The sequence below is a fragment of the Kovacikia sp. CALU 1929 genome, from assembly GCF_056784235.1.
The window spans coordinates 30444-48089 of record NZ_JBXBCF010000086.1; the positions used below are offsets into that span (position 1 = coordinate 30444).

Here is a 17646-nt window from a genome sequence, read left to right on the forward strand (position 1 = left end):
GAACCTCGTGTTCGGGTTGTCCAAGCGGGTTAACTGGATAAAAAGGCAGAATCAACGCAGATCAGGGAACCGGAGTCCCACCGGGTAGGGGAGTTGTACCGGGAGCGGGAACAATGCCAGGAGCAAATACCCCACCGGGTTGACCTGGGTTAGTAATGCCCTGGTTAAGAGCAGGAGAAGCGGGAGCGGGAACTGGGGCAGGCGTGCGTGCCCCAGTTGGGATGGGCAGATTGGTCACTGACCGCTGAAGGGTTGCCAGCGATCGGTTGTATCCCAGGATAGCGTTGATCAGACTTCCTTGAGAGTTGGTCAGGTCCGTGACCGAGTTAATCACGTCAGTCTGAGTCCCAACCCCCGCCTGAAACCGGAGGCGTGCCAACCTTAAAGCTTCCGTTGCCTGCGCGACCGCTAATCTGGCTGTCGTAATATTTTCCCGGTTTGCCAGCAAGCTGGAATAGGCTTGCTCAACCTGGAAGCGAACTTGATTACGCACATTGGCAAAGTTGGTTTCGGCGATCGCAATATTAGCTTCCTGCTGAGCTGCCCTGGCTCGAACCGCCCCACCATCGAACAGTAGCCAGCTCAGTCCAGCCTGCACTGCATAACCACCTGCAACCCCCAGCGTATCTGTAAACTGGTCTGCAAGCTGATATTGAGCCGAAACACTCAGCGTCGGTCCTAACGCAGATAGGGCAATCCTTTTTTGCTGTTCCGCCAACTCGCGCTGGGCAAGCTGCTGCTCTAACTCTGCCCGATTCTTGAACGCAGCAATAATTGTATTTTCCAGGGATACATTCCATTCTCCGGCTGCGTCAACTGGGTCTGCGGCGGCCAGGTCAATCGCAGGCGAAATATTCAGCAGTTGAGCCAACTGCCGCCGGTTGATCTGTTGCTGAGACTGGGCATTTCTGAGCTGCTGCTGCGAATTTGCCAGTTGCACCTGGGCTTGTAGTACATCAAATCGCGTCCCAATTCCTGCCCGTTCAAGTGCCTGGGCATCCCGCAAGCTAATCTGGGCGTTCCGAACTGCCGCTCTGCCGATGCCAACTGAAGAATCTGCCTGCTGCAAATCGTAGTAGGCATTCGTCACATCCAGTCGCAGTTGCTCCCGCACAACCTCAGCCTCTAGTTGGCTAGTACGCAACTGCTGCCCAGCCGCCCGAATTTGCGCGGTTCGCCTGCCGGAGGTAAAAATGTCGTAGCTCAGGTTGGCAGAACCCGTAAAACCCCGGTTAGCCGATCCCTGTAAATCTAAACCCGGTTGAGCCTCCTCCGCTTCTCGCCTGGATAACCTGGCATTGGGAGAATCAGAGCGAGAAACCCCGGCCTGAAGATTTAGTGTCGGATAAAGATCTGCCTCGGCTTCCCGCAATGTGTAGCGACTACGTTCAAGCTGAAGCCTTGCTGTCTGATAGGTTGGACTGTTGCGCTCTGCTAAATCGAGAGCTTGTTGTAGCGTAATCGGTTGAATTCCCCTCAACCGGACCTCGTCAGCCTGGGTAGGAAATGAAAGAGGGTTTGGGTCAGGATTCAAATACTCTGGTGCGGCTCCAGGTTTTGCTGGACCAATGGGTTTGACCACTGGTTCTACAACCGGGTCATAGATTGAAGGTAATGAGGATGGTGCTGTGGGTTGGGCAGGTTGTAGTAGGGGAGAAACATTGGTTTGGGCTGTTTTGATGGCAGGGGCAGAACCCACAGCAGAACCCGTAGTACTTAGCTGGCGCTGGTTTAGAGTCGCTGCCACCTGAGCAGAACTTTGTGATGTTGCGTTGGGTGGAGGAGTGACTAAGGTATCTTTGACCTGATTTAGTTTTTCAGGTTGATCTGGTTTTTCAGATTGATCTGGCTTTTCAGACGAATCTAGCTGCCTAGTGGGTTGTGGTTCACCTTCCGTAGATGAGGCTGCCTGGATAGCTTGATGGGCAGAACCTAAATCAGATAAGTGATCGGCAAAAGCCAGACCGGGCACGGTGAACGACACAATCTGGCGCAGTTTGTTCCCAGCATTGGGGACGGATTGAAGCCAACGCTGAGGCGATGAATATTGCTGAAGCGCATTCGCTTGGTTCATCTGGTCTGGAGTCTGGGACTGGTCAGATACGGGTTTGGCAGTACCCGTTGCCATATTGCCAAAGGCAACCCACGCTCCCACACCAACGAGAAGTAAACGAAAAGAAGATCGCATAACCAGTTCGCTTTTAGACAGTCCAGAGGGCTTGGTTTTAAATAAATAACCTTATGCAGGATACTGGTTTCTACACTGGCTTGGCAAAAAACTTTTATCTTTAAGATTTCCTATCGATTTAGTACGCATTTTAAATGAAAGAGTACCGAATAGAACAACCACGGTTCCTGGGGCGATCGCCTGTTCCTTACCCCCTGCCTTCTAGCCTTGAGCAAGAGCCTCAACAACATTAGAACGCTACCGATCCCCAAAAAGTTCCCAGATTAAAGGGGAAATTAAGGATCGCCTCAGAAAATCGCTGTAACTCCCCTGGCAATCGCTATTTCTTATGAACTTTATACGAAAGGCACTCAAATGAATTCATCTATCTGGTTCACCCATTCAGGTGAACTAGAGCAGGTTCGCCGTGCTGTTCTTTGCGCAGCACAAGCGGCACAGACTGTTGCCCCAGAGTAGGTAGCGGTTCCTTTCTGGGTGAGGTACATCTCATCTGTTTGACTCAAGGGTTCTACGGCTATCCATGTACCTCACTGGATTCAAAAACGCTAGAGGCAGGTTTTGTCTGTATCGGCACGTACCCTGCGAGAACGTTTTCTGCGCAGTCGCCAATGTTACTCGAATTATGGATTAACTCAGATTGATGGCACCTCCTGTGGGATCGCAAAAAACTTATCATTGCTGTGCATTTACACCCATATTGTTTAGATTTCTAATCTGAAACCCTACCGAATCAACACCCCAAATTTATCTATACGAGCGATCGCTAAATTAATTTTTGGGGTTCTCAAAATTCTCTCAATATGATAGTTTGTGAGAACAATAACGTCCTTGCACATCTTGACTCGGCAGGGTTTGAGGAGCTTGTATGGCAATGCAGGTAGCCTTAGATTTGTTGCAAATAGTCGCGGCTTGGAGTGACATTTCCTAATATCATCATCATTGCTAAATTCTGTACTTTTGCCGGGTTAGATTGCGGGTCAGAACTTCATTCACCTGTGAGAAGGCTTTGAAAAGCTAACGGTTTTTGCGGCTCAAACGGCTCCATTTTTGTGGGAGTCTGCCGCAAATTTTGGAATTGAGAAAATCATGAGGGAATTATGGAGACATTAGCGTTTATTCACACTGCCATCAGCTACGAAGACCCTAACCCTGATCCTGAGGTTAAAATATTTAACCATTTGAACATGACGGTGCCTTCCTCTGCCGTCATGGGCTTGGCAGGTGCAGCCGTTGCAGTAACCGTGCTAAGCGGTGCCCCTGCCAAAGCGAATGCGGCTCCTGCAATTGTAGGTCGTGGCAGTACGGGTGCTGAAGTTCAGGCAGTTCAGGCAGCCCTTGGTATCCAGTCTGATGGTAAATTCGATGAAAAGACAGAAACAGCAGTCACCGATTTCCAAATTCGCCAGGGTCTGAAGGGAGTCGATGGCATCGTAGGTCAGGAAACTGCAAAAGCGCTGGGTCTGGATGAACAATACCGCCCGGTTGGGTTTGTGGAAACTTGCAGCGGCTGTGGACTAAACATTCGGAGCGGTCCCGGTCTGGGCTATTACATCGTTGGTGGCGCACCCGATGGAGCCTTCCTGTACCAGGACCATGAAACCGTTGTTTACAACCACGGTTATGCATGGACTCCTTTACATACCGGCGGCTGGGTTGCCTCTGACTACACAACGGAGGGCTACTACCCCGTTAGCTATGGCGGTGGCTATGATAATGGCTACTATGGTGGTGGCTATGACAATGGCTACTACGATGGCGGCTATGACAATGGCTACTACGGTGGTGGCTACGGTGGCTACTACCCCACTAGCTATCGTGGCGGCTGTTACCGTGGCTGCTATAGACCCACCGCTTATTACTACTACGGCAGCTGTGGCAGCAGTTACGTTTATTAGTGAGTGCATCACAACTAGCTTTACAGCGATTTTCAAACGATTGCCACACAGCGAATGCCTGTGCATTTAGGCAAAACGGAAGATTGATGAGCCACACACAAATGACAATTGCTGTAAGCCAGTCATTCGCGATGAGTAGATAAATGTTTCATCGATTGATCTACTTTCATTGACTGAATTTAGACTGAATTTAAGCGCAGGCACCCCTACTTTTTAAGGGGAATTGCCTGCGCTTTGTTGTAGATAGTAGGACATTCGGGTACGGGAACGCGAATTTCCGAAACTCAGCAGCAGGTGAACAGTCAGGTGACAATCGGCATCAGGGTTGACTTATACTGTTCCCTGCGCTTCAGATGCTCCAGCGTTTGTGCTTGAATGGCTTCCAGAACCTCAGCTTCATTCACTCGCGTACTACGTCCTGCCTGAACCACCATCTCACCATCTACAAAGACTGTGTGTACGTTAGAACCACGGGCAGCATAAACCAGGTTCCACAAAATGTTGGTATCGTTGTCGTCCCAAACCAGGGGCATCAGGTTAGGTTGCCACAGATCGACTAACAGCAGATCTGCTTTTTTGCCCGGTTCGAGCGAACCAATATCCTGGTCTAAACCCAGTAGCTTTGCGCCCTCAATCGTTGCCATTCGTAATGTCTCTGGGGCAGGCAGGGCAGCCGCATCATAACGATGTACTTTTTGCAACAGGGAGGCAAATTTCATCGCTTCAAACATATCCAGGTTGTTGTTGGAAATGTTGCCATCGGTTCCCAGTCCCACGGTGATCCCTGCCTGCTTCATCTCCAGGATGGGGGCAATGCCTCCTGCCAGTTTGGCATTGCTGGTAGGGCAGTGGGCAACGGAGGTGCCAGTGTCTGCCAGAATTTTGATCTCGTCTTCGTTGAGCCAGACGCAATGGGCGATCGCCGTCTTCTGCCCTAAAATTCCGTAGTCTTGAAACAGGGCGATCGGTCGTTTGCCGAAATGCTGAACCACCGCGTCTACTTCTTCCCGCTGCTCACTGCTATGGGTATGAATGCGAACCCCATATTCGTCAGCATAGGCTTTGGCTTTCGCAAAGGCATCCCTGGAGCAGTAGAAAAGATGTTCCAGCCCCATCCATACCTGGATGCGCCCATTTTGAGTTCGGTGGTGGGTTTCAATTAACCGACGATTGCTTTCTGTAGTTTCAAAAAAGTCCTTTCCTGGCATATCCGCCACGTAGGGCACGAGATTGACCCGAATTCCTAAAATACTGGCTGCATCCGCACAGCGGTGCATGTAGCGGTACATATCCATGACACAGGTCGTCCCTCCCTTGAGTGCCTCTAAATAGCAGAGGAGAGCAGCGTAATAAGCATCTTCTTCATTCAGTGCCCGATGCTCCAACTGATAACGGGGCAACCAGTCTAAAAGTTGCCTGTTTTCTGTGACACCGCGTAGCAAACTGGAGTGGGAATGGACATCAATTAAGCCAGGGATGACTGCCATCCTGCGCTGACAGTCGATTACCTGGGTTGCATCCGTTGGCATAGGCACCATGTCACTTGAGTCGATCGCAACAATCCGGTCATCTTGAAGGACAACCGTTCCATCCGGATAAACGGTGTTATTGGGATCAACTGTGAAAACAATGGCATGACGAATAACGGTACAACCCATAGCGTTCCTGAATCCTGTGCAAGTGTTCAAAGCCGCCTACCATCCTATCAATAACGGGATGTGCAACTAATTTGCCCTCATTCTCCCCTTTTTCCCCAGGAGAAAGGCTTTCAGACATTTCCTGTCCTCTCTCCCGACGGGAGAAGACTAGGGGGTAGCTTGCTTCCCGAAGGATAGGCAGTTCTTGCAGGCATTTCAGCAAAGTCGCCCATCGTGTTAATGATTTCCATTAAACAAACTTTGGCATTGAGGTGGGTCGGGCTGAGTAGCAGGATGCATTAAAACTTCGTTCCAATTTATCCGACTCTAAATTCATGCCCAGAATCAGCAGCTCAAACTTTCTCTGCCTAAAGGAGTATGAAACTGTATCGCTAAACACCTATGATTTGTGGGGTTTGTTCGTTCGTCTGATAGAGGCGATCGCTGAGCTTTTTCACGTACTTTCCCATAATCAATTCAGGTGAGGAATTATGAACAGAACGTTTGTGTCTCTAGCGTCAATCCTTGGGTTAGCTATTATGCTTGGTGCCTGCACACCTGCAACAGAGACAACCCCCGCACCCGGCACCGCTGCTCCTGATGCATCTCCAACAATGGCTCCCACAGCATCCCCGACCGTTTCCCCGACTGTATCTCCGACTCCTTAAAGAAGTTGTTTGAAAAGGCATCGTCTAGGTAGGGAGTACTGGGAAATTCGCTGAGTACTTCGTAGCTCAAGTTTATGCTAGGTGTGTAAATAGTTGTATGAGTAAGAGGGTGGATAGATAGATCAAGGGATCATCGACTCGTCCACTCTCTCCCTCGCAACTGGCTAGTTATTTTTGCCAGCCTCCAGTAATTTGGATTCCACCCACCTATATACCAGTTCAATGTGAGGTTGCACTTAACAAGGGGCTTAAGCCCCTTGTCTACCCGGCTTTCTTCTGTGCAGCTTCAGAGAGAATTGGTATAACTTAAAACGCGAGTCAACCTGTAGGAAACTGGGAGCGTTTAATTTGAGCCAACCTGATAACTGGACCCTACCGGAAGCGATTCCAGCGACTGAACAAGCTGCTCCCCAACCAGCTTTGACACTCGTTGATGCGATCGCTATCATCGTTGGCATCGTCATCGGGGCAGGTATTTTCCAAACTCCTTCTCTGGTGGCTGCCAATACTGCCAGCGGTACGGTTGTGATGTTGACCTGGCTAATTGGAGGAGTGGTTTCTTTCATTGGAGCACTTTGCTATGCCGAATTGGCAACAACCTATCCCCATGTGGGAGGAAATTACTACTATCTGAAGCGGGCTTTTGGCAGTAGCACTGCATTTCTGTTTGCCTGGGCACGGATGACGGTGATTCAAACGGGATCGATTGTTTTACTGGCATTCGTGTTTGGTGACTATGCTTCCCAACTATTTCGGTTAGGAGCATTCTCCGCCTCTACCTATGCTGCGTTGGCGATCGCGCTGCTGACTGGGCTGAATATGCTTGGGATACGACAGGGTAAATTGACCCAGAACTGGCTTAGCCTTGCCAAAGTTTTGGGATTGTTACTGGTAACAGGGGTGGGACTGCTATTCGTTGCTCCAATGGCTGCGCCAGTTGCTCCGACTCCACGCTCCACAACCTGGGGGTTAGCCCTGCTATTTGTGTTGCTGTCCTACGGCGGATGGAATGAGGCAGCTTACATTTCGGCGGAGATTCGCGAGGGCGGGCGCAATATTGTCCGATCGCTATTCTGGAGCATTGGCATTATCACTGCGATTTACCTGTTCATTAACCTGGCATTCCTGCAAGGGTTGGGTTTGGAAGGAATGGCGCAGTCAGAAGCCGTGGCAGCAGATTTGTTACGTCGTCCGTTTGGTGACACGGGCGCAAGACTGATCAGCTTTTTAATTGCGGTTTCTACGTTAGGAGCGGTAAACGCCACCATTTTTACCGGCGCTCGTACCAGCTTTGCGATGGGGCAGGATTTTCCTTTGTTTAGCTTTTTGGGACAGTGGCAACGGCGCTCCAGTACACCGACCCAGGCCTTTCTATTGCAGGCAGCAATCTCGCTGGTGCTGGTCGTTCTGGGAACCCTGACCCGCAAAGGGTTTGAAACGATGGTGGAGTATACTGCTCCGGTCTTTTGGTTCTTTTTTCTACTCAGTGGCATCTCGCTGATCGTTCTGCGTTATCGAGAACCCAATCAACCTCGCCCTTTCCAGGTGCCCTTTTACCCGATTACGCCACTTCTCTTTTGTGCGGTTTGTGGCTATTTGCTCTATTCCAGCGTGGCTTACACAGGGCTGGGGGCGATCGGAGGCATCTTGATGCTTGGGTTGGGGCTTCCCTTTTTATGGTGGGAACGCAAACGGAAGCGACCGTAAACATCTGTCTGAACCAGATCAAATCAAAACTGAGTGATTAAATTTTCGGTTGGAAAAAGAGGAGATTGAGTCATGCCATTTCGACGATTGCTGCTATTCCTGGTCGCGGGTGCGAGTGTTGCCAGTGTGGGAATTACCCATTTTCCGCAACTATGGAACCTACGGGCAGAAGCACAACAACCAGCCGATACGTCATCGCCTACAGTTCAGCCCAGTCCAACAACGAAGCCGAAGCCCCAGGAAAGACCGGCTGATGTCCCCTATGTCCCCACGCCCCAGGCAGTGGTTGACGAAATGCTAAAAATTGCAAATGTGGGCAAGGATGATCTGGTCTACGATTTGGGCAGCGGCGACGGACGAATTGTGATTACGGCTGCCAAAACCTACGGTGCTCGTGGCGTAGGCATCGATATCAATCCCAGGCTGGTTCAGGAGGCGACTGCAAACGCCCGGGATGCTGGTGTCGGCAATATGGTCGAATTTCGGCAGCAAGATCTATTCAAAACAGACCTGAGTAAAGCCACGGTTGTCACTCTTTACCTGTTACCTCGAATCAATCTGCAACTGCGCCCCAAGTTATTACAAGAATTGAAACCGGGTACGCGAATTGTGTCTCACGCCTTTAGCATGGGTGACTGGAAGCCTGAGAAAGTCGTCAGGGTCAGTGGCAGAACGATTTACTACTGGACTGTGCCAAAACAGGTACCTCAAAATCTGTTAAGACAGGGGGCGACTGAACTACAGGATGGGTATTAAGTGGGCTGTAACCTGCACCTTACCCAGGTCACGCATTAGCCTGAGGGCTTGATGTTTGTAGAGGGGAATTTGGAGCGTTGCTGGAAGTTGCTTCATTAAATTTCGGGCAAGGCTAATATCACATCCAGAAATGCGCGCGATCGCACCCGCCCCTTCAAATTCTGCTTCCTGTGATAATGCCTTCTCAACTTGTAACCGCCAGCGACGCTCCAACAATCTCCCCTGCTCTACCCGCCGTAGTCCCTCAATCGTTGCCAGCACAACCAGGCGATCGCCCACATGCAGTCGGATATCGTCCAGCGGCATGAATCGAGCAGATTCCTGACTACTTTTTTGGTGCAGGATGGGAACCATCCCATAACCATAAGCGATTTCAGCCAGTAGCCGCCCATTCAGGGTGTCATCCGCCTCAATGGTGTACTCAGTCACCATCGTTGTGCGATCGCCCAGGCGAAACAAGTTCAAAATATTTTCGCCAAAGGCAGATCCGACAAACGCCTCTGCCGCCAGCGAATAGGCACCCAGCACCCTGGCATCGGGCAGCAACCGAGCGACGCTGTCAGCAAAGCCCTGATCAACCGTTCGCAAAACCAGATTGCAGGAAGGATTGACCGCCCGTGCCATCAACCCAATTTCCAGGTTAGTGACCTCGTCATCGGTTAGAACCACCACACTTTTTGCCTTTGCCAGATTGACCTTTGTTAAGGAATCCTTCATCGCCCCAGTTACCAGGGGAATTTGGGATGGCACCTCCGACTCCAGCGCTGTAGCAGTGACTCCCACTAGAGGATGTTTCAGATCTAGCAATAAATCTGCCACTCGTTGCCCCACTCTGCCCAGCCCGATCAACACAATATGTCTTTCCCGGGGAACGGGCGGGCGGCGCTTAAGAAACTGAAACCTGGCTGCTAGCAAGCGCTCCGTCAAAATGGCGTAAAGGATACCAATAAAAATGGTACCTGCGACAGTCATGCCCACACTGAACAGATAAAGCCACCAGGAAATCTCAAAGGGCATTTGTTTCCCTCCAAATATCTCATCAAATCCTCCCAAGATCAGAATGAGAGAGACGTTGACGGCTTCAAACAGGGTGATATCGAAATACTGAAGTTTGAATAGTAGTGCTCCTACCAGAAACAAACTAAACATGAAAGTACAGGAGAGGATCGCCACGCGCTGAGTCTGATTGCGCTCATGCCAAAACAAAGTGAGTCGTTGCTTCAAATCTTTCCAGACCAAACCGCGAGTCAACCGCTGCCAAGCTATTTTTCCTGCTGGCATAGGCTGGACAGAGAAGCTAACTAATTTTTCAGCAATTTCAATGTAGGTGACGGTATCTCCCGCCCGCACCCTGGCATCAGGCTCCCACTGGTAGAAATCATTAGTTGCAGATAGATTGGATTGGCTGTGACTTAATACTCGCCGAGAAGTCGTATTAAGCTCATGAAGCTGGCGTGTATCACACCAGTGATGACGATTGTAGATCTGAACTTTAACCACTCGCAGTAGGCAATCCTCTAGCTTGAAAAAACCCTGGGTAGAGTCTCCCAATGCCGCTAGAGCGTAGGCGTTGGCGGGTAGTTGGGTTGCTTCATAGGCAGCAAAGTTGCCTAATTGTTGACTCAAAAGATGATTTAAGTTTTCCTGGGCTGACCGAATAACCAGGCGAATGCCGGGATTGAGCGATCGCGCCGCAAACGCGGCAGCAATATTTACCCGTTCATCGCTAGTGACTAGTAATACTGCCCGACACTCACAAATCCTTGCCTGTTCTAAAACAGATGATTGGCGACAATCCCCAATTAACAACTGATCAAGCAAATTAGGGAGATTAGGAACTTCCCAGTGGGGCGGAGCGATCGCATCAATTCCAATCACCTTCACCCCAAACTCCCGCAGTAACAATACGCAATATTGCCCCAAACTACCCAACCCGCAGACCAGGAAAGAAGATATCGGCGGCGTTTCCGTTTCTCCCATGCGTCAGAGTCCTCATCGCCCTTGCAGACATGATAAAACTGCCAAGCCTCTGCCGCCCTGAAGAAGTTTAAGGAGCTTTGCAGAAAAATAAGGTGCTGCGGAAAAATTTATAAATCCGCGAAGCCCTAACCAGAAAAAACTAAAGGAGCCAAAAGACTTTTGGAAACCTTTCGGCTCCTAACTTCTGACTCCTTAATACCAGTTCAATATGAGTTTGCACTTCACAAGGGGCTTAAGCCCCTTGTCTACCAGGCTTTCTCCTGTGCAGCTTCAAAGAGAAGTGGTACAACGCCTCAAATAGTAGAAGCTGGACTAATAGAGATAGTCCGTTGCAACCCAACCACCACCCTCGGCTTGCTGCCAAGCGTACCCATCCCGGTAAACAACACCACCAGCGGTGGGAACAAAAGACCCTTCATTCGCCCCTCCCACCCTGACAAAGCCTAGTCCTGGACCAGTGCGGACATTCAACCCCACCCTGTAGCGCGTGGTGACGACACCACCATCATCTCCATAGGAAACTGGATAATAGTCTCCCCTACCGTAACCACTGTCGTAGGAAGAACCACCACATCGACCACACGAGTCATAGGAGACTGGACGATAAGGCTCAACCGTATAATCGGAGGCAACCCATCCTCCTGTTTCTAACGGAGTCCAGGCATAGCCATCGTAGCCGTTATAAATCACAGTTTCATAATCCTGATACAGGAAAGCCCCATCAGGCGCACCGCCAATAATGTAGTGACTGACCCCCGGACCACTACGGATATTTAACCCAATCCCAGTATTGGTCTCTACAAACCCAACGGGACGGTACTCTTCGTCCAATCCGAGTGATTTCGCAGTCTCCTGACCCACAACACCATCAATCTTCTCCAGCCCCTGACGAATCTGGAAATCAGTGATTGCCGATTCGGTTTTAGGGCCAAACTGCCCATCCGCCTCAATGCCAAGAGCCGCTTGGATCGCCTCAACGGACTCACCAGAGCTACCCACGCCAACGGGTGTTGCTGCCATCGCCTTCTCAGGCATCCCTCCCAGAACCGATGCCGCAACCGCTGCACCCGCTAGCCCAACGAGAGCAGAATTAGACAGGTGAAGATCCCCATTCTCAAAAAATTTCAACTCAGGTTCGGGCTTGGGATCTTCGTATCGAACAGCCGTATGAATGTAGGCAAATGATTCCATAATGACCTCCCTCGCTCCATCCTGAATAAAAACAATAAAGTGGGATAAGCGGAGTATAACACTGCTTATCCCACCTGTACTAAATTCCGTACCAAAACTCTTTGGTTTTTGATACAAATCTCAATTGACTGGGTTAATGGTAGTAACCACCCCCGCCATTGCAGCCACCGCCATAGCCACCACATCCACCGTAGGACACAGGGTAGTAACCGCCGCAACCACCATAGCTAACAGGCTCGTAGCCACCGCCACAACCGTAGTCATAGCCATAATCGTAGCCACCGTCACAACCACCATAGCTAACAGGCTCGTAGCCACCGCCACAACCGTAGTCATAGCCATGGTCATAGCCACCGTCACAACCACCGTAGCTGACAGGCTCGTAGTCATAACCACAACTGTAGTCATAACCGCAACCACCATAGCTAACGGGGTAGTAGCCCTCCGTCGTGTAGTCAGAGGCAACCCAGCCGCCGGTATGTAAAGGAGTCCATGCGTAACCGTAATTGTAAACAACGGTTTCATAGTCCTGATACAGGAAGGCTCCATCGGGTGCGCCACCAACGATGTAGTAGCCCAGACCGGGACCGCTCCGAATGTTTAGTCCACAGCCGCTGCAAGTTTCCACAAACCCAACCGGGCGGTATTGTTCATCCAGACCCAGCGCTTTTGCAGTTTCCTGACCCACGACTCCGTCAATGCCTTTCAGTCCGTTACGGATCTGAAAGTCGGTAACAGCCGCCTGGGTCTTAGCACCATAACTGCCATCGGCTTCAATACCGAGAGCTTCTTGAATTGCTTGAACTTCTGCTCCTGCACCCCCGACGCTAACAGGTGCTGCCGCTGCTTCTGCTTTGCCGGTTGTACCGCCAAGAACAGAGACAGCGACGGCTGCTCCTGCTAGACCCATGAGCGCAGAACCAGAAACATTCAGGTCTACGTTTTCAAACACTTTTAATTCCGAATCCGGATTAGTGTCTTCGTAGCCAACAGCCGTGTGAATAAAGGCTAGTGATTCCATAGTTTCCTCACTTGTTTATTCTTCATCTGCTCTACCCCCGGAAAGGATCACAATCAGGGGTTAGCCTGACAGAAACCCAGCTCCATTAAAAGCGTTGCAGATTCAGTGTGGGTTAGTTCAATAATTCTTCACCCTAAGACCGGCTCAATAGAAATTGCACAATTAAGAGTTGCCGAAAACAGCAAGACAAAATTACCTTAAAAACTGATAGCTTCATCCCACTTACAGCATACCCCACACTTCAAAATGAGCCGAATATGTCCATAGGAATGGAAAAATCAATTTAAACACTAACATGGGATCTAAAGTTTGAAAACATTTAGAAAATAATTATTATAAGCCCCAAGATTTTTGTTGGGTCACAGGTTTTCCATTGTAGCCGCGATCGCTAAAAGTGAAAAAATATTTTCTTCATTTATCGAACTCTGGGTTGGCTAACGAAGCAGGCTGCTTTAAAACAAGTCTTTGATCTTGCGGGAACCCAAAGGATTAGTTTCATTTCGCTGTAAGCCGGACTGAGACTGAAAAGTAGTTGTATATTTTATCCGTGAAAATACCAAGAATACCTACTTTTCCCAACTAGACAAAGGCGAGATTATGAAAAAAGCTTAACTAGAGGTAGCTTTCTAGACACAACTTCTTGCAATAGCAGTACCGCCTTTTCCACTTCATCCTTTACGACCATCCTCTGTATCTCCCTTCACTTTGATTTCTGCCTTGTCTATAATTGCTTTTTCCCAAAATAGTTTCGTATGATCGAGCTTTTTGCCAGGATTAACTACAATTTCCAGGTCAAATCTTGATCGGTTTGAAGTAAAAAGGAAAAACAGTCTTGAATTTCAAGATGAAGAAAAAAAACAGCGAAAAGCATAGCTAAAGAAGGAAAGCCCTCTAAAGCCTTTTTGGGGATCAAACAGACAAAACACAAATAGAATGTCTGAGAAAAACATCCTTGAAAGAGATCAAAGCTCACAAACTGGGGTAGAACCTTTACGCCCACCTTATGAACTTTATTTTTTTTCACTGCGTTCTAGACGACCATTTTTAGTGGGAGCCCAGGACAATATAAGCACAGTTTTATAAAAGTGAAACTTTTTTTGGGCGGATTGCTGACAGATTGAACGAGATTTTATCCATTGATGGTTAAAGGATGTTTGAAAAGCCCGTGAAAACAGCGGCGATAGTGCATCAGTCCGGGGGCGACGATGCCGACAAACCAATTAACGGGCGGAAGCGGTTTGCAGTGGTCGATACCTTGGGCTTAGTCCTCTGAGTTTTGGTCACCCCAGCTAGCGTGGGGGAACGGGAAGGCGGTAAGCAGGTGCTCCAAATAGTTCACCACTGACGTAAGGGTGTGTCTCAGCTACCCCTGTGGGTGGACGTGGATTTTGGAGAAGCCGTTTATATAGTGGGTGCTGGACAGCCGCTGGATTGTGCTGGTGGTGTTATACCCGGAAGCGGCGACATGCTTCGGCTTGCTCAAAAAACGTTGAGTGGTGGAGCGAACCTTTGGGGAGTTGATGCACTATCGGTGCTTGGTTCGAGACTATGAGTTGCTGCCCGAAACGTCTGAGACGGGCAGATGTTTTGGGTCAAGGGGGCAGGGGTTGGGGGTTAGTTAGGGTGAAAAACAAAAAGCAAGAAAACACAAAAACCTCCGGTTTCCCTCAAGAAGCCGGAGGTCTACACGATGGGTACTTTGATTAACCAACCGTTACCTGATCGGTGGTCACTTCTGTTGCGCCATTGACACCTCTGGCGACGGATACCATTTTGCTTAACATTTGCTGATTGGGAACTTTCCCTTTCAGCACAACTGTAGTTCCAAGTTGGGCAACCCAGAGGGTGTCCACATCATCCAGGTCAGGATCTTGATCAAAGGCAAGAGCTACCCGTTTTGCCAGTCCACTCTGGTCGTATTCTCCATTTAGTCCGACGCGCTCAGGCGGAGTGGATTCTTGCCCAGCAGCAGCAGGGGCAGCAGGTGTGGGGTTTACCTGTGCATCTTGCGGCTTCTCCTGTCCAAACAGCCTTTTTAGCCAACTCATAATTTATCTCCAATTGTTTGCTCTAGCTAAGTGTCGCCCGTCCAGGCATAGATTTGACTCTATCTGCAAGCAGAATTTTCTCTGATGTAGATTGAACTATCGAAAACAATACAAGCAGAAGAAGAAAATAGCAGTAAAGAAAACCTTAAACCAATGTTATCTGGCTTGAGATAGCTTGCTGGCGATAGGATTGAGCAGTGCAAAAATATGGGTTCAATGGCTGACAAAGTTGTGAACGTCACAGGCGCAAGTTTTGGGATTAGGCGATCGCGATCGCATTTGGCAAAGCTGGGCAAAGGTTGTTGTGGTTGCCCGTTGTGCAGATAATAAGGACAGGCAACCGTTCGGCTGAGTCAAGCAGCAGGCAGCGAAGCCAACGCTTCAACGGAACCGTTAAACCGATTGATTTAGAATTCTGTTAAAGTTGCTGTAGCAATTTTCCAATAAGCCGAGATCTTGTCAATAGGGATTTAGTCTCTAAATAGACTGAGAACAGAGGTTTTCCCTTCTGGATTCTGTCTTCCTGCTTCTGTCTCCTGGATTCCTTGCTGCATCTGACCCATCCAATTTGAGAACTGCGCTAGAGTTTTGCCTGTTAAAGATGGATATTCCTCCCATCAATCCGACTCCCAAACCACCTGAGGTTTCACGGTTTTCAGAAACAACCCCGTTCAATTTTTTCCTCAAAGGAATGGGGCTTGCTCCCTGGCAACGCTTGACCGTGTTAGGAGTAGCGATCGTAGTGGCTGTTGTGATACCAGCCACCGCGGGGATGATGGCAGTGCAACATTTGCTACAGGTAGCAGACTCTCCAGACTGCCGAGCTAGTTTATCCTCAGATGATGCCCTGTCGGCACGGATTTACTGTGCTGATGAGCTTGCCAGAAACCAGACGGTAGAAGGGCTACGGGATGGGATTAAGCTGGTCAGTTCAATTCCAGCCGATGCTCCGCTGCGGGCAACCGGAGATCGCCGCATTGAGCAGTGGTCGCAGGAGCTTTTGAATTTGGCTGAAACGGCATACCAGGAAGGTGATCTAGATCGGGCGATCGCCACTGCCCGTACCATTCCCATGAGTAGTTCGGTGTATCCTGCGGCTAGCGATCGCATCGATCAATGGAAAAAAACTTGGGAAAGGGCAGAAGAGGTTGTCCAGGAAACCAAAGCCTCGATTGTTCGTCAAGAATGGACACCAGCCTTGAATGCTGCCAGGGAGCTAGTCAAACTGGGAAATCGCTACTGGGAGACGAACCGCTACCAGGAATTGTTGGATGAAGTGCAGGCAGGCAAAGAACAGCAAAAAGCAGAGAAAGCGGCTGACGCAAAAGTTCGTGCTTCTAGAGCCGTTCAAACCTTTACCAAGTGGGAACAGGGGTTTGAGGCAGAGGCAGTTGCCCGCCTCAATCGAGCAAAAAACTTAGCCCGCTCAGGAAATTTGAAAGGACTGAAAGCGGCGATCGCAGAGGCACAACAGATTTACTACGGCACCCCTGCCTATGAGGAAGCCCAAAAACAATTACAGACCTGGCAGCGACAATCTGAAACGATTGAAGACCGTTACCATTTAGACCGGGCAGTGCGTCTCGCCAATGGGGGAAATGAAGACGCGCTCCAAGCCGCCATTGATGAAGCGTTTATGGTCTCTCCTACCGGCGAACTTTACGAAGACGCTCGCAGCCGCATTGATCAGTGGATGGATCAGATCTATCGCATCAAGTATCCCCTTCCCGCCAATGCCGGTTCCGGGCGCGGTGATGCTTACACCATTCCCAGTCAACCAACGCTGACTCCAAATCCAGAAAGGTTATAGGTGTTAGTTAGGTGTTAGTGGCTTCACTGTGGGCGTTAGCCGAACGCTTGGTGGTCAGGACCCATCCACCCATCAACTCCTCCCCCCTCCTCCCCCCTCCCCTACTCGACAGTAATCTCGCACCGACTGCCAGATTGCCTCTGTCATGTCGGTTAGAGCATGATCGCTGGGGAGTTGGAGCAGCGTGACCCAGGGACGGGTTTTAGCAAAATGAATACTGACTTCAACCGGAATGACATCATCCTGTTTACCGTGCAGGATCAGGGTGGGAATTGGGCGTTCCAGGTCGTTCTCCGGGTAGCGGGCAGCATCTTCAACAAACTGGTAGCTAAGCGGCATTATTCTATTCTCGCCATAGTGGTGGACGGATAGGAATCCGGTTGTTTGCCACTGCTGAACCTGGGCTGCGCCCAATTTAGGCAGCCAGTGAGCCAGAAATCCAAAAGCGGGAGCGAGTAGAACCAGGCGTTGAATTTGGGGATGCTTTTGCCCCAACCAGGCTGCGGTTAACCCACCAAAACTGGAGCCAATCATGGTCACTGGAGCGGCGCTAGCTGGCAGCAGTGCCTCCACCTGCTGAATTTGCCGCGTCAGGGTGAGGGCGGTAAAGTCGTCCTGGTTCAGATCGGGGGTAAGGAGGGGGATGTTTAAAGCAGAGAAGCGATCGCCCAGATCCCGTGCTTTGGCAGATCTAGGGCTGGAAGCAAACCCATGCAGGTAGATATAGTGATGCTTTTCCAGCATG

General features: G+C 49.9%; 15 protein-coding genes. 7 read left to right on the plus strand and 8 right to left on the minus strand.

The window, feature by feature from the left end:
• Positions 1-61 precede the first annotated feature (61 nt).
• Positions 62-2188: a TolC family protein gene (locus AC1S52_RS23755; RefSeq protein ID WP_482031516.1), complete on the minus strand. Its 2127-nt coding sequence runs from the start codon at positions 2186-2188 to the stop codon at positions 62-64.
• A gap of 1097 nt (positions 2189-3285) precedes the next feature.
• Here AC1S52_RS23755 and AC1S52_RS23760 point away from each other — a divergent pair.
• On the plus strand, positions 3286-4083 hold the full coding sequence (locus AC1S52_RS23760) for a peptidoglycan-binding protein (RefSeq protein WP_482031517.1): 798 nt from the start codon (positions 3286-3288) through the stop codon (positions 4081-4083).
• Between the two features lie 302 nt (positions 4084-4385).
• On the opposite strand, the gene AC1S52_RS23765 is transcribed toward AC1S52_RS23760, so the two are convergent.
• Entirely contained in the window at positions 4386-5741 is a 1356-nt protein-coding gene (locus AC1S52_RS23765; protein ID WP_482031518.1) for an amidohydrolase family protein, read from the minus strand.
• Between the two features lie 470 nt (positions 5742-6211).
• Here AC1S52_RS23765 and AC1S52_RS23770 point away from each other — a divergent pair, with 470 nt between their 5' ends.
• The 3 genes from AC1S52_RS23770 (at position 6212) to AC1S52_RS23780 (ending at position 8851) form a co-directional block, all read left to right on the plus strand.
• Positions 6212-6388, plus strand: a complete 177-nt coding sequence (locus AC1S52_RS23770) for a hypothetical protein (protein ID WP_482031519.1) — start codon at positions 6212-6214, stop codon at positions 6386-6388.
• 348 nt (positions 6389-6736) lie between these two features.
• Entirely contained in the window at positions 6737-8095 is a 1359-nt protein-coding gene (locus tag AC1S52_RS23775; protein WP_482031520.1) for an APC family permease, read from the plus strand.
• Positions 8096-8167: 72 nt separating this feature from the next.
• Positions 8168-8851, plus strand: a complete 684-nt coding sequence (locus AC1S52_RS23780) for an SAM-dependent methyltransferase (protein WP_482031521.1) — start codon at positions 8168-8170, stop codon at positions 8849-8851.
• Here the strand turns inward: AC1S52_RS23780 and AC1S52_RS23785 are convergent.
• The 3 genes from AC1S52_RS23785 to AC1S52_RS23795 form a co-directional block, all read right to left on the minus strand.
• Positions 8834-10831 (minus strand): NAD-binding protein, encoded by a 1998-nt coding sequence (locus tag AC1S52_RS23785; protein WP_482031522.1) that lies wholly within the window; start codon positions 10829-10831, stop codon positions 8834-8836. The genes AC1S52_RS23780 and AC1S52_RS23785 overlap by 18 nt on opposite strands.
• Before the next feature lie 312 nt (positions 10832-11143).
• The gene (locus AC1S52_RS23790; RefSeq protein ID WP_482031523.1) at positions 11144-12022 is read right to left on the minus strand and encodes a peptidoglycan-binding protein; all 879 of its coding nucleotides are present in this window, start codon (positions 12020-12022) and stop codon (positions 11144-11146) included.
• 133 nt (positions 12023-12155) lie between these two features.
• Entirely contained in the window at positions 12156-13043 is an 888-nt protein-coding gene (locus tag AC1S52_RS23795; protein ID WP_482031524.1) for a peptidoglycan-binding protein, read from the minus strand.
• Positions 13044-14193: 1150 nt separating this feature from the next.
• Between AC1S52_RS23795 and AC1S52_RS23800 the strand changes: the two genes are divergently transcribed.
• Both AC1S52_RS23800 and AC1S52_RS23805 read left to right on the plus strand, forming a co-directional pair.
• On the plus strand, positions 14194-14316 hold the full coding sequence (locus AC1S52_RS23800; RefSeq protein WP_482031525.1) for a hypothetical protein: 123 nt from the start codon (positions 14194-14196) through the stop codon (positions 14314-14316).
• A gap of 81 nt (positions 14317-14397) precedes the next feature.
• A complete protein-coding gene (locus AC1S52_RS23805) occupies positions 14398-14595 on the plus strand; it encodes a hypothetical protein (protein WP_482031526.1) in 198 nt (65 codons plus the stop codon).
• A gap of 151 nt (positions 14596-14746) precedes the next feature.
• Here the strand turns inward: AC1S52_RS23805 and AC1S52_RS23810 are convergent, their stop codons facing one another.
• Together AC1S52_RS23810 and AC1S52_RS23815 are read right to left on the minus strand one after the other, a co-directional pair.
• Positions 14747-15091, minus strand: coding sequence for a BON domain-containing protein (locus AC1S52_RS23810; protein ID WP_482031527.1), 345 nt, complete (start codon positions 15089-15091; stop codon positions 14747-14749).
• A gap of 259 nt (positions 15092-15350) precedes the next feature.
• Positions 15351-15476, minus strand: a complete 126-nt coding sequence (locus tag AC1S52_RS23815; protein WP_482031528.1) for a hypothetical protein — start codon at positions 15474-15476, stop codon at positions 15351-15353.
• Positions 15477-15692: 216 nt separating this feature from the next.
• Between AC1S52_RS23815 and AC1S52_RS23820 the strand changes: the two genes are divergently transcribed.
• Positions 15693-16901, plus strand: coding sequence for a hypothetical protein (locus AC1S52_RS23820; RefSeq protein WP_482031529.1), 1209 nt, complete (start codon positions 15693-15695; stop codon positions 16899-16901).
• Positions 16902-16973: 72 nt separating this feature from the next.
• Here AC1S52_RS23820 and AC1S52_RS23825 read toward each other — a convergent pair whose 3' ends face one another.
• Positions 16974-17645: a YqiA/YcfP family alpha/beta fold hydrolase gene (locus tag AC1S52_RS23825; protein WP_482031530.1), complete on the minus strand. Its 672-nt coding sequence runs from the start codon at positions 17643-17645 to the stop codon at positions 16974-16976.
• Position 17646: the final 1 nt, after the last annotated feature.

Excerpts from the sequence above, each read along its gene's own strand:
- AC1S52_RS23800 (WP_482031525.1), top strand. The coding sequence starts at position 14,194 with ATGTTTGAAAAGCCCGTGAAAACAGCGGCGATAGTGCATCAGTCCGGG.
- AC1S52_RS23770 (WP_482031519.1), top strand. The coding sequence starts at position 6,212 with ATGAACAGAACGTTTGTGTCTCTAGCGTCAATCCTTGGGTTAGCTATT.
- AC1S52_RS23790 (WP_482031523.1), bottom strand. The coding sequence starts at position 12,022 with ATGGAATCATTTGCCTACATTCATACGGCTGTTCGATACGAAGATCCC.
- AC1S52_RS23765 (WP_482031518.1), bottom strand. The coding sequence starts at position 5,741 with ATGGGTTGTACCGTTATTCGTCATGCCATTGTTTTCACAGTTGATCCC.
- AC1S52_RS23820 (WP_482031529.1), top strand. The coding sequence starts at position 15,693 with ATGGATATTCCTCCCATCAATCCGACTCCCAAACCACCTGAGGTTTCA.
- AC1S52_RS23810 (WP_482031527.1), bottom strand. The coding sequence starts at position 15,091 with ATGAGTTGGCTAAAAAGGCTGTTTGGACAGGAGAAGCCGCAAGATGCA.
- AC1S52_RS23755 (WP_482031516.1), bottom strand. The coding sequence starts at position 2,188 with ATGCGATCTTCTTTTCGTTTACTTCTCGTTGGTGTGGGAGCGTGGGTT.
- AC1S52_RS23760 (WP_482031517.1), top strand. The coding sequence starts at position 3,286 with ATGGAGACATTAGCGTTTATTCACACTGCCATCAGCTACGAAGACCCT.
- AC1S52_RS23785 (WP_482031522.1), bottom strand. The coding sequence starts at position 10,831 with ATGGGAGAAACGGAAACGCCGCCGATATCTTCTTTCCTGGTCTGCGGG.
- AC1S52_RS23780 (WP_482031521.1), top strand. The coding sequence starts at position 8,168 with ATGCCATTTCGACGATTGCTGCTATTCCTGGTCGCGGGTGCGAGTGTT.
- AC1S52_RS23825 (WP_482031530.1), bottom strand. The coding sequence starts at position 17,645 with ATGCTGGAAAAGCATCACTATATCTACCTGCATGGGTTTGCTTCCAGC.
- AC1S52_RS23795 (WP_482031524.1), bottom strand. The coding sequence starts at position 13,043 with ATGGAATCACTAGCCTTTATTCACACGGCTGTTGGCTACGAAGACACT.